General features: G+C 34.7%; 10 protein-coding genes. 2 read left to right on the plus strand and 8 right to left on the minus strand.

All coding sequences use genetic code 11. The annotated features are described in order from the left end of the window. Genes H3T54_RS07405 through H3T54_RS07415 form a run of 3 tightly spaced genes read right to left on the minus strand, consistent with a single transcriptional unit; the run spans window position 1 to window position 2,972 of the window. The gene (locus H3T54_RS07405) at window positions 1-702 is read right to left on the minus strand and encodes an L-ribulose-5-phosphate 4-epimerase (protein WP_110448240.1); all 702 of its coding nucleotides are present in this window, start codon (window positions 700-702) and stop codon (window positions 1-3) included. Between the two features lie 2 nt (window positions 703-704). Continuing rightward, window positions 705-1,178: a PTS sugar transporter subunit IIA gene (locus H3T54_RS07410; protein ID WP_110448241.1), complete on the minus strand. Its 474-nt coding sequence runs from the start codon at window positions 1,176-1,178 to the stop codon at window positions 705-707. Window positions 1,179-1,205: 27 nt separating this feature from the next. After that, complete coding sequence (locus H3T54_RS07415) at window positions 1,206-2,972, minus strand: PTS ascorbate-specific subunit IIBC (protein WP_198221783.1); 1,767 nt, start codon at window positions 2,970-2,972, stop codon at window positions 1,206-1,208. A 424-nt stretch (window positions 2,973-3,396) separates the two neighbouring features. Between H3T54_RS07415 and ulaR the strand changes: the two genes are divergently transcribed. Together ulaR and ulaG are read left to right on the plus strand one after the other, a co-directional pair. Next, window positions 3,397-4,158, plus strand: coding sequence for an HTH-type transcriptional regulator UlaR (gene ulaR, locus H3T54_RS07420; protein ID WP_086363484.1), 762 nt, complete (start codon window positions 3,397-3,399; stop codon window positions 4,156-4,158). Between the two features lie 26 nt (window positions 4,159-4,184). Further along, window positions 4,185-5,252, plus strand: a complete 1,068-nt coding sequence (ulaG, locus tag H3T54_RS07425; protein ID WP_198221785.1) for an L-ascorbate 6-phosphate lactonase — start codon at window positions 4,185-4,187, stop codon at window positions 5,250-5,252. Window positions 5,253-5,408: 156 nt separating this feature from the next. Here the strand turns inward: ulaG and recG are convergent, their stop codons facing one another. The 5 genes from recG to H3T54_RS07450 all read right to left on the minus strand — a co-directional run bounded on the left by recG (window position 5,409) and on the right by H3T54_RS07450 (window position 13,060). Then, the gene (gene recG / locus H3T54_RS07430; RefSeq protein ID WP_198221787.1) at window positions 5,409-7,502 is read right to left on the minus strand and encodes an ATP-dependent DNA helicase RecG; all 2,094 of its coding nucleotides are present in this window, start codon (window positions 7,500-7,502) and stop codon (window positions 5,409-5,411) included. A gap of 5 nt (window positions 7,503-7,507) precedes the next feature. After that, entirely contained in the window at window positions 7,508-9,616 is a 2,109-nt protein-coding gene (spoT, locus tag H3T54_RS07435; protein ID WP_198221789.1) for a bifunctional GTP diphosphokinase/guanosine-3',5'-bis pyrophosphate 3'-pyrophosphohydrolase, read from the minus strand. Window positions 9,617-9,635: 19 nt separating this feature from the next. After that, complete coding sequence (gene rpoZ / locus H3T54_RS07440) at window positions 9,636-9,926, minus strand: DNA-directed RNA polymerase subunit omega (protein WP_034903119.1); 291 nt, start codon at window positions 9,924-9,926, stop codon at window positions 9,636-9,638. Between the two features lie 139 nt (window positions 9,927-10,065). Continuing rightward, window positions 10,066-11,286 carry a CinA family nicotinamide mononucleotide deamidase-related protein gene (locus H3T54_RS07445; protein ID WP_198221791.1) on the minus strand — a complete coding sequence of 407 codons (1,221 nt, stop codon included), beginning with the start codon at window positions 11,284-11,286 and terminating at the stop codon, window positions 10,066-10,068. 37 nt (window positions 11,287-11,323) lie between these two features. Beyond that, complete coding sequence (locus tag H3T54_RS07450) at window positions 11,324-13,060, minus strand: SulP family inorganic anion transporter (RefSeq protein WP_198199255.1); 1,737 nt, start codon at window positions 13,058-13,060, stop codon at window positions 11,324-11,326.

The following is a 13,060-nucleotide window of genomic DNA, read 5'->3' on the forward strand; positions in this document are numbered from 1 at the left end:
TTAATTTATTTTATTTTGGCCATAATAAGCATTAGCACCGTGTTTACGGAAATAGTGCTTATCGGATAATGTTTGTTGAATTTTAACTGTTTGGTTAAGTTGTCGAGTTGAAATGGCCATCATTGCCACTTCTTCAAGAACTACCGCGTTATGAACAGCATTCGAAGCATTTTTACCCCAACAAAAAGGTGCATGACCTGAAACAATCACACCAGGCATAGCACTAGGATCAATAGCTTTACGCCTAAATTCTTCAATAATGACTAAACCGGTATTTTTTTCATAATCTGTAGCAATTTCACTATCAGTTAGTCGACGAGTACAAGGTACATCACCATAAAAATAATCAGCATGTGTAGTGCCTAGTGCTGGTATATCCAATTCAGCTTGCGCCCAAACGGTTGCATATCGCGAATGAGTATGGACAATCCCACCAATATTTGGGAATGCTTTATAAAGTTCAATATGTGTAGCTGTATCACTAGAAGGGTTTAAATGACCCTCTATTATTTCCCCCGTTAATGACACAATGACAATATCATCAATAGCCATATCACTATACTCAACACCAGAGGGTTTAATAGCTATCACCCCATTTTTACGATCAATTTCTGAAACATTACCCCAGGTAAAAGTGACAAGATGATATTTGGGTAATAATAAGTTAGCTTGTAATACTCGGTCTTTTAAAGCTAGAAACATATTTAACCTCCATTCAATGCCTGATCGATGACAGCATAGACATCTTCTTTCGTGTTACAGCATCTTAATTTATCTAAATCAATACCTGTTTCACTATTTTCATCCTCTACGATTTTTATCACTTCCATCAAACCTTCCATATGCTGATCAGATGTACTGCCAGCAAGCGTGACAAGTACATCAACAGGTGCAACTTCACCGTCAAAATATATTGGATTTTTCAAGGTAACTAACGCAAAAGCAGTGCGATTTACACCATCTTCAGGTCTGGCATGTGGCATAGCGAGATTTGGAGCAATAATAATGTAAGGTCCCATTGTGTTAACACAATGAATGATTGCTTCATGGTAAGATGATTCAATTGCATTAGAAGCAATAAGCATATCAGTACCTAACTTCACCGCCTCTTGCCAATTATTAGCGTCTGCTTTTAGTAAAATAGAGTTATTTTCAATTAATGATTCTTTGAAAGCCATGTTAGCCTCCTTTTTAGTATATTTTGTCTATTTAGCATTAACTTTATTGATAATCTCGATGAGTTCATCGCCAAATGTTTGTGGATTTAACATATTTTGTACACCTAATGCATGTTGTCCTTCATTAACTTCAATTTCATGAATTAAATGCTTTGAAGCAACAATAATGTCAACGTTAGGCAATCGTGATTTGTAATCCGTAACTGCACATGAATCCATAATATTTGGAATACCTTTTTTATCTAAATAGTTAGCTATTTTCATTTTCATCATCATTGACGAGCCTTGACCACTACCACAGACAGCAAGAATACGTATCGGTTGACCTTCACTGATTGCTACTTCATCCATTTTTTCAACAACAGCTTCATTAATATCTTGGCTAACATCGTTGTCTTCTAGTCGATTTTTTTGTAATGCTTCTTCTGCTCGTAATCTTTTTGCAGCAAAAAACATATACACCAGTGCTAGTCCGATTAGTAAATAAATGAATAAATGAGAGAAAGATAAGCCTTGTAAAATTGGAGGAAATAAAATTGCCCAATCAGCCATTCCCATCCATGAATCAATTGGTGTGCCATGTTGAGCAAAAATATTAATTACCCACGCCGAACCCAATACTTCTACCATTCCCATCACAAAACAGATTTTCATTACTGCTTTCCATCCACCAAAATGGTTAGCGAATACCCCTATTGTTGCATTTGAAAAAAACATCGGGATAAATCCAGGAATAATCATGATTGGAGATTTAAAAATCAGTAATAGTGCAATAGCTAAAAATTGACCTAATGCGCCCCATATAAAACCGAATACCATTGCATTAGGAGAAAATGCATAAATAGCAGCACAATCGATAGCAAGAACCGCATTCGGAATTAATTTTTCAGAAATGCCTTTAAATGCTTCGGATAACTCTGCTACAAACATTCTTACACCACCAACAATAACCTGAATTGCGACAGCAAATTTAAGTCCTGTTTCAAAAATATAAATAGTCCAATGGGTTGATCCAGCCATTGTTTGTAAGTTATCTAAGCCAAATGAAAGTAAAATAATTCCGAAAAATATCGTCATAACTATTGTAGTTGCAGCAATACTATCGTGAAAAATATGTAACCATTTAGGTAGTTTTAAATTATCAACAGAATCATTTTTATCCCCTAATTTTGGCGCTAACTTAACCGCTATCCATGAACCAAACTGTTGTTGATGGCCTATTGAAAAACCTGCTCCTCCAGTGACTGCTTCGGTAGGTTTAAACATCATATTCGAGAATATCCCCCAATATAACGCAGTGATAATTGATGAATAGATAATGGTTTCCCACATGCTATAGCCAAATAAGAAATAAAACAGTGTAATTAAACCAACTTGTTGAAACATAATATGGCCAGTTAACATAATCGTTCTAATACCAGTTAAACGACGAAAAATAACAAGTAGGATATTAATAGCTAATGCCAGTAAAACAGCATAGCCAACCCATGAATAGTGTTCACCCATGCCATTTTCCACCGCAACCATAGAAGCATATGTATCAATGATTGATCCGGTAATACCATGATATTCTGAAAGTTTGGCAATAACAGGTTTAAAAGTTGAAACTAAAACACCTGAACCAACTTGTAATAACATAAAACCAACAATGGTTTTAATAGTACCTTTTAAAATAGTCGTGATATCTTTACGTAAAAGGCAATAACCTAACATGGTGACCAACCCTAATAATAAAGGTGCCTTTGTCATAACCTGACTATAAAAAATATAAAATATGTTATAAATTACTTCCATATGTCCCTCTCATTGGTTATCGACATTTCTAACGTTAATGTTATTGTTTAGGTATCTATAACCTTCAAATGTCTTTTATATAATTACCTATCGCAAAACTCATAGATGGAACTTCAACCTATTTAATATTATTCAGTTCGCTGAATAACACTTATTATATTCCACAATCAAAAATAATCATTCAATGATTGTTTATGATTATTTTGATATTGATCACTTTTCTAAACTTATTGACTTAGCAATTGTGACATTCATCACATTATCTCCAAAAAACAGAAGCAAAACCTAAAAATATAACTATTATTATCAATATATTGAACTTATGATTATTAATATTGATATTTAAATAATTGACAAAATACAAAATGATAACTAACATCATTTTCAATCAAATTTAATCATATTAAATTAATAAGAGGGAACAATGAACGAAATATCACGCCACAACGAAATAGTGGCAATGGTTAATGAAAAAGGGATGGTAAGAGTTACTGAATTGGTTTCTTATTTTGCAATATCACCAGCAACAGCCCGTCGGGATATTACAAAACTCGATCAGGACGGAAAAGTAAAAAAAGTTCGTAATGGCATTATGCGAATAGAAGTACAAAAACCAATTTGGGCACCGATAGGAAATAATAATACCGATCATTATCATGAAAAAGCACGTATTGCCATAAGAGCGGCAAAGTTGTGTGGAAGTGATGAAAATATAGTTATTAATTGTGGTTCAACGGCATTTTTATTAGGTCGTGAATTATGTGGTAAAAATGTTTCGATCATTACCAACTACTTTCCTTTAGCTTGTTACTTGATTGAACATGATCACGAAAACGTCATCATTATGGGAGGATTATATAACAAAACACAAAACATTATTCTAAATCCTATAGCAAATATAACTGATTCTTATGCAGGAAAATGGATGTTTACAAGTGGTAAAACATTAACACCCAATGGGCTGTATAAGAATGAAATACTAGGAGCGGTGGCTGAACAACAAATACTTGAAAAAATTGAAAAATTAGTAGTAGTTGTTGATAGTTCTAAAATAAATACTAAAGCTAATTCTGGTATGCTTTTTTGCCCAGTAACTAAAATTGATATTTTAATTACTGGTAAACAAGCAAATAAGGAAGTAATTGAAAAGATAAAGGAACAAGGTACTGAAGTGATTTTAGTTTAAAAACGCAAATATAGAAGGAATAAAGTATGAGTAAAGTGAACGAAATTACCAGAGAATCATGGATTTTAAATACATTTCCTGAATGGGGAACATGGCTTAATGAAGAAATAGAAACGACCGAGGTTAAACCAAATACATTTACCATGTGGTGGCTTGCTTGTACTGGAATTTGGTTAAAATCTGCAGGTAATACAAATATTTCTGTCGATTTTTGGTGTGGTACAGGTAAAAAAACTCACGCAAATCCATTCATGAATAAACAACATCAAATGATGCGAATGGGAGGAGTAAGAGAATTACAACCTAATTTAAGGACTAGCCCATTTGTCCTCGATCCTTTTGCAATAAAAGAGATTGATGCAGTTATGGCAACCCATGACCATGCCGATCATATTGATGTTAATGTTGCCGCGGCAGTCATTCAAAATTGTTCACCGAAAGTAAAATTTATTGGCCCTAAAGCCTGTGTTGACCTATGGAAAAGCTGGGGAGTTCCTGAGGATCGTTGTATTGTTGCTAAGGTAGGAGAAACAATTGAAGTTGGTGATATCACAATTCGCGTATTAGACTCTTTTGATAGAACTTCATTAGTAACCTTACCTAAAGGTGTATCATCTACTGACAAATCAATATTAGATAGTATGGATGATCGCGCTGTAAATTACCTATTCGAGACTTCTGGTGGTTCACTTTATCATTCTGGGGATTCACACTATTCTAATTATTATGCGAAACATGGTAATGATCACAAAATTGATGTTGCACTGCTATCTTATGGAGAAAACCCTAGGGGGGTGACGGATAAAATGACATCTTCTGACATTTTACGAGCAGCAGAATCATTAAAAACGGAAATCGTGATACCTTTCCATCATGATATTTGGGCAAATTTCCAAAGTGACCCTCGTGAAATAGAAGTACTTTGGCGAATGAAAAAAGATCGTCTTGAATATGAATTTACACCATTCTTTTGGCAAGTTGGTGGGAAATATACATATCCAACTGATAAGCATAAAATGAACTATCAACATTATCGCGGATTCAGAGATATTTTTACAGATGAACCTGAGCTGCCATACCGTTCATTTTTATAATTAAAAAGCTAACTAATGTGGACTAGAACAACTTTCTATGTCCACTTTTTTATTGTTTTTTTCTATTTTGTTATATCCTAGTAAGAAAAGAGATTTCAACAAAAACAATAATTACTAATATTCTAAACTATAAGCAATTTATCAATAAGAACAAGATTAAGCATTGATATATTTTTGCCGTTCCGGAAGCCAACAATTAACAAGTTGTTTAGCGCACTCCGGAGACTCGCTTAAGATAAGATATGATGCTTTTTGCACCTCGCTAATTAAATGCTGATCACGGATTAAATCAACGATCTTAAAATTCGCTTCCCCCATTTGCCTAGTCCCTAAAATTTCACCACTACCTCTAATTTCAAGATCTTTTTGGGCAATCACAAAACCATCATTGCTTTCACGCATTACTTTCATGCGAGCCTGAGCAATTCTACTTAATGGAGCTTGATACATTAACACACAATGTGAAATTGCACTGCCTCGTCCTACTCTACCTCGTAATTGATGTAGTTGAGCAAGTCCTAAACGTTCAGCATTTTCAATGATCATTAAGCTCGCATTGGGCACATCGACCCCAACTTCAATAACCGTTGTCGCAACTAAAAGTTGAACCTCTCCCGCTTTGAAAGCCTGCATAACAGATTGCTTTTCATCAGATTTCATTTTGCCATGGACAAGTGCTATATTTAAGTGTGGTAACCTTTCTTTCAATTCCTCAACTAACATTTCAGCCGCTTGAGCATCCAGAGTTTCTGATTCTTCTACTAAAGTACAAACCCAATAAACCTGACGATGACTTAAACAAGCTTGATTAACCTTATCGATAATTTCTTCTCGACGGGAATTAGGAATAACAACAGTGGTAACAGGGGTTCGTCCCGGAGGTAATTCATCAATTATTGAGACATCCAAATCTGCATAAACTGTCATTGCCAACGTTCTTGGTATTGGTGTTGCTGTCATGATTAATTGATGTGGATGTATGGCATTTTTAATACCCTTTTCCCACAAACTTAACCGTTGATTCACGCCAAATCGATGTTGTTCATCAATAATAACCAGCCCCAAATTGAAAAATTCAACTTTATCAACAAACACCGCATGGGTACCAACTAACATCGTGATTTCACCTTGCTTTAAAGCCTCATATCGCTGCTGCTTATTTTTAGCTGTTAATCGACCAGATAACCAATCTACAGTAATACCTAATGGTTCAAACCATTGTTTAAAATTATTAAAATGTTGCTCTGCCAATATTTCGGTTGGTGCCATTAAAACAACTTGATGATCATTCTCTATCGCATTCAAGGCTGCCATAGCTGCAACTAAAGTTTTACCTGAGCCGACATCTCCTTGCACTAGTCGCATCATTGGAATATGCTTTGTCATATCTTGATAGATATCTTGTACAACTCTTTGTTGAGCGTGAGTTGGATTAAATGGTAATGAAGCTAGAAAAGGCAAAATCAATTGCTGATTACTGTGCATTGAATAAGCATGTTGCTTTTGATTATCTCTTTTAATCATTAACATGCTTAAATGATAGGCAAGTAACTCTTCAAATACAAAACGTTTTATAGCTGGGTGCTCACCGACTAATAACTGATCAATATCAGTCGTAATAGAAGGATTATGAATGATATTCAATGCATCTAAAATAGGTAAATAATTTTGACTTAATGAATCAGGTAATATTTCATTTGGTAAATTGTTTTTCAGTAAAATTAATGCCGATTTTATCATTTTACGGATCACATTTTGTGTCAATCCATATGTAGAAGGATAAATAGGTGTAAATCGCTCTTCATTTAAATCGCTTAGCGAAGCTTGTTCAGCTTTATTCGCTTTGATCTTAAATTGCGGATGAATAATTTCTAAATTAGTTTTACCGCTTTTTATTTCACCATATGCACTTATCCATTTTCCTACTATCATCGACGCTTTCATACCTGCATTAAAATGCATAAAACGTAAAATAGCGATTCCAGAATCATCTTGAATATAACATAACAGCATTTGACGACGCTTAAAAATAATCTCTGTTTTAATTATGCAACCTTCAATAGTGGTATATTCGCCAACTGTAGCATCACCGATAGCGCAAGAAGAACTTCGATCTTCATAACGGAGAGGAAAATGTAATAGCAGATCTTGAATGGTTTTAATGCCTAGTGCATGGAATTTACTTTCTAAACTAGCACCAATACCAGCTAATTTGATTAGTGGTATATGGTTTAGTAAACGATCAGACATGATAATTAATTAATATTACGTATCACACTCACTACATCTTGTTGTAGTGATAACTTTCTAATTAAATCATTTAATTGTTGTGAGTTTTTAACTTCAAGCTGCAAAATAATTGTATAAATTTGCCTATCTTTTTCTTCGGTATTCAACCACTGAATATGAGCTTTTTCGTCATTAATAATCGAAAGAATATGACCTAAAGTGCCTTGACTATTAATAATATCTATCCAAATCTCAGCAACAAATAGTTGTTCGATATTTGGTGCCCACTTAAGTGCAATATATTTTTCTGGGTTATTTTGATAACCACTAATATTGCGACATGATTCATGATGAACGGTTAAACCTTTTTCAGGGCTAACATGGCCAACAATCGGATCATTAGGAATAGGATGACAACATTTTGAAAAGGTCACTAAAACGCCTTCACTACCGGTAATAACTAGGGTTTTATTGGTATCAGATTGATTAGATAAAAGCGCTTTATGTTCTAAACCTTTAACAATAAAATGGGACATGATGTTACCAAGACCAATTTCGGCTAATACATCATCGAAGCATGTTAACTTGGTTAACTCAACAATACGATCTTTCTGTTTGAGTGTTAACGATTCAATACCACCTGATTTAATTAACGCTAAATTAAGTAGACGACGCCCTAACTCAATTGCATCTTCTCTTTTTAATGTTTTTAGTGCTTGGCGAATACGAGATCGTGCTTTAGCACTAACGACAAAATTTAGCCAGCTAGCATTAGGACGACTTTCTGGCGAAGTTATAATTTCGACAGTTTGGCCATTACTTAAAGGTTGAGAAAGCGGATAAGGTTTACGATCAACTAACGCACCAATACATTGGAAACCAATATCAGAATGCACTGCATAAGCTAAATCAACTGCTGTTGAGCCTTCAGGTAATTGGACGATACGACCTTTTGGAGTAAAAACATAAATCTCTTTTGGAAAAAGGTCTGATTTAACATTTTCAATAAATTCAAATGAATTACCAACACTTTGCTGAAGTTCTAGCAAACTTTGCATCCAGCGTTGGGCTTTAATCTGAGTGGTGGTATTGTTTAACTCATCATTTTCATTATAAATCCAATGCGCAGCAACGCCCATTTCCGCCATTTGTTCCATGTCTTCAGTTCGTATTTGAACCTCTACCGGGGTACCATGCGGACCAATTAATGATGAATGCAATGATTGGTAACCATTAGCTTTAGGAATAGCAATATAATCTTTAAAACGATTAAGGCGTGGTTTATATAAATTATGCACTAAACCAAGTGCACGATAACAAGCATCAACATCTTCCACTACAATTCGGAAAATATAAATATCCATAATTGAATGAAAATGTTGTTCACGCAGTTGCATCTTCTGATAAATCGCATAGATATTCTTTTCAAGCGCTTCTACTTGAGCATCAATACCTGCATCTGCTAGACGACTTCGTATTTCGGAGAGAATTTGTTGGATCAGTTCTTTTCTGGTACCTCGAGCAATTTTAACCACTTTTTTAAGAACCTTAGCTCGATTAGGATGCATAGCAGTAAAACCAAGTATTTCAAGCTCAGTTTTAATATGATGAATGCCTAAACGATGAGCCAATGGCGCATAAATCTCTAAAGTTTCTTTAGCAATACGGCGACGTTTATCTGGTCTTAAAGCACCAAGAGTACGCATGTTATGCGTTCTATCAGCTAATTTAATTAAAATTACTCGCACATCTTCGGTCATGGCTAAAACCATTTTCCGAAAATTTTCAGCTTGAGCTTCTTGTCGATTTCTAAATTTTAACTTATCAAGTTTTGAAACCCCTTCCACTAAAACTGCAACATGCTTACCAAATTTCTGCGTAATATCTTGGAAGGTTACCGGTGTATCTTCGATAGTATCATGCAAAAGTGCAGCGATGATGGTTTCATAATCTAGCCGCATATCAGCTAAAATGGCTGCAACAGCAACTGGATGGGTTACATATGGTTCACCGCTACATCGGAATTGCCCTTCATGTGCTTGCTTAGCAAAGAGATATGCAGCTTGGATCAATTCAACTTGCTTGACAGGAAGATAAGATGCAACTACCTCTTTTAAGCTTTCAAAATATTGCATGGGCAATTCTCAGCAATGTTTATTCGTATGAAGGAGTATTTTCTAAAAGTACCGTTTCATGAAGGGCTGTACGCACTTCTGATTCTTCATCTTGACGAGCTTGGAATTCAGCAGTATCAAGAATTTGTTTATTGACAAGTCCATCTTCAATTTCGCGTAAAGCAACCACAGTTTCTTTATCGTTTTCTTCTGGAATTAGTGGCGATTTATTTTCGACTTGTAATTGACGAGCACGTCTTGCGGCAACTAAAACGAGATCAAAGCGATTACCAATTTTTTCTACTGCATCTTGGACAGTTACACGAGCCATTTTTACCTCTAATATTTTAACTTATATGCTTCAATTGAAAGATCCGCTATTCTACTTAATTTTGTAGCGAATTGTCCATAACTAATATTACTATGTTATGCAAAATTCACTATTTTAGATAAATTAAAATAATAAATATCTATTCCATTACCTCTAGCCAAACATTAGCACCTATTATAGGCATATCTAAAAGGTAACGTCGTAAGCCATCCAACGCAATTGCTGCCAAAACTTGTTGCTGCGTTCTTTTGCTTTGACTTCGACCAATATACTTTAAGTTGAAATGCAATACTTTTTTTAATGTTGCAATAATTAAAGTAAATTGACTATTCTTTTCTTGAAAATTGATAATACCGATCGCAATATTAGCACCATGTTCTTTTAATAATTTTGTGAAATAACTGCTCGGATCATCCAATAATAAAGGTACAATCTCTGATTTTATGACAGGCGCATCAGCTTCGAGCAATTGATAACTAATCATCCCCACTGATTGCTGTTCAATAATAACGACAGATTGATTTTTATCGTGCAATAATTTTGATACCACATGAGCCAATCCTGACTCATCTGATTGATTTAATACACCTTCATAAAGCAAATTAGCATTAACAATCGATTTAATTTGTTGCCATAGCTTATCCATTTCACTTCTTTGGCTTTCAGGACCCATTGCTTTTAATTCAATAATAGGCATTGCAGCACGATAACCAATCGTGATATTTTCTGGAATCTCGAGTACGGCGTCAATTTCTTGTGCTAAATCGCTTTCAGTTCGGCCCATTGTTGTTAATCGATAACAAAGTTTGCTATCAGTCAGCGGGTAGTTTAACTTGATCTCGGGGAGAATCTCATTTTGAATCATTTGTTTAAATTCAGAAGGTACACCAGGAGTAAAGAATAATAGACAATTATTCAGCTTCATTTTAAAACCGCATGCGGTACCAATAGGATTATCAATTAACGTCGCACTTTGAGGTAACATGGCTTGTTTAATATTACTTGCAGGCATCGCCCTACCACGATTAAGAAAATAACGCTCAAGTGACTTAAGCCATTCTTCGTGTAAAACTAACGATTCATTATTAGCCAGTGCGGCTGCTTGAGCACTAAGATCATCACTAGTCGGCCCTAATCCACCATTGACAATTAAAATGTCATTTTGCAAACTACGCTCTTGCAAAGTATCAATCAGCGTTGATAAATTATCCCCTACTGTATGACGAGAAGTAATGATAATACCTTCTTGAAACAGAAAATCAGATAACCATGCAGCATTAGTATCAATAATTTGACCATATAAAACTTCATCACCGGTACTAAGCATTTCAATTTTAATACGATCTTTGATGTTAGCCATAATTACCCTTAGTTAATTAAAAATGATTATTCAATGTTTAGTTAATAACTTCTTCATCCTCTTTACTATCCATATGCTCCTTACTTTGCACTAATCGCACAGCAAAATAGAGGTCATAAGCAAATTCGATATAATCACTATCTAATTTAAGATTCATCTGTTTAAACCAATTTTTTAATGTTTTGCGTCGACCAGCCAAAATTAGCACAACATTTCTAACTTTTAATGAATTTACCAATTCATCAATACCCGTCAACACACTAACATCTTTATAAGTAAAACAAGGTATCGCATCGACAATGACATAATTGATCGGATCAGCAGAATCATCAATATAATTGATGATTCTACGCTTAAAATAGGCAATATTAAAATAAGTAAGTGGCGAATTAAATCGATAAATCATAGTATTACTCAATGGTTTGACATCTGAACCAATTGAATGAATTCGACCACCATCATCAACACCTAATAGTTGATCATTCGGTCTAAAAACACGACGTAAAAATAAAAATAATCCTAATAAAACCGCCAGCGCCATCCCCGGAATAATACCAATAACTAAAACTGAAATAAGTGTAGTTAAACTTAAATAGAATGCATCGCGATCAAATTTAAAAAACCGAATAATGGTTTGAAAATTAATAAGTGACAACGAAGAATAGATGAGAATCACGCCTAATACGCAGGTAGGAATGTATTGTAATGGAGATAAAAAGAACAACACTACAAAACCAATTAAAACAGCTGCTATGATTGACACTAATTGGGTTTTACCGCCATTAGCATCATTAACAGCTGTTCGAGATGAAGTACCACTAACAACAAATCCTTGGGATAACCCAGCAACTATGTTGGCCATACCCAATGCTTTAAATTCCACATCGGCATTGGTTTCATAATTATTTTTAGAAGCAAAACTACGTACCGTTATCATCATACTAACAAAACAGATAACGGCAATATTAAGAGAAGGAACGACTAGATTTCGCATTAAGCCTTTATCAAAATCTAACCATGATTCTGCTGGAATGAAATCACTGGTCACGCTACCAATAATCCGAACGTTATATTGTTCAAAATTAAACAGCCATGAAAAAAAAGTCATAATAATGACCGCAAACAGTGGTGCTGGATAACGTGGTTTAAATTTTTTTAAAGCTACCAATATTACTAAAGTAAAAAATGATACTAACGCAGTTAATATATGAATTTGTGATATCTTTAAAGGAAAATAAACAATCCGCTCAATCAAATAAGAGTAGTCATACTGAAATCCCAATGTTTTGGCGAGCTGATCAACCATAATCGTAATTGATATACCATTTAAAAGACCAATTAAAATCGGTTGGCTTAATAAATCAGCTAAAGCCCCTAGGTGAAGTTTACCGGCAATTAGACACCAAATACCAATCATAATGGTTAATAATACAACTAATTGCCAACGTAAAACGGGATCATTAGCAGCTAAAGGGAAAACTACAGCGGCTACAACTGCACAAGTTGCTGTATCTGGCCCAACGATTAATTGTTTAGAAGAACCAAATAGTGCATACACAATCAGTGGCAAGATGGTCGAATATAAGCCAGCAATTGCTCCCACGCCAGTCAGTTCAGCATATGCTATTGAAACTGGTAACGAAACCGCAGCTACTGACAATCCAGCTTTAATATCAAAATTGAGATATTCTCGCTTATAATGCAATAAACTCATCAGCCCAGGCATCCAAAAAATGATTTTTTGGAATAATGCACTATTAGTAAACTTTCCCAT

The organism is Gilliamella sp. B14384G10 (assembly GCF_016101685.1).
GTDB lineage: Bacteria > Pseudomonadota > Gammaproteobacteria > Enterobacterales > Orbaceae > Gilliamella > Gilliamella apis_A.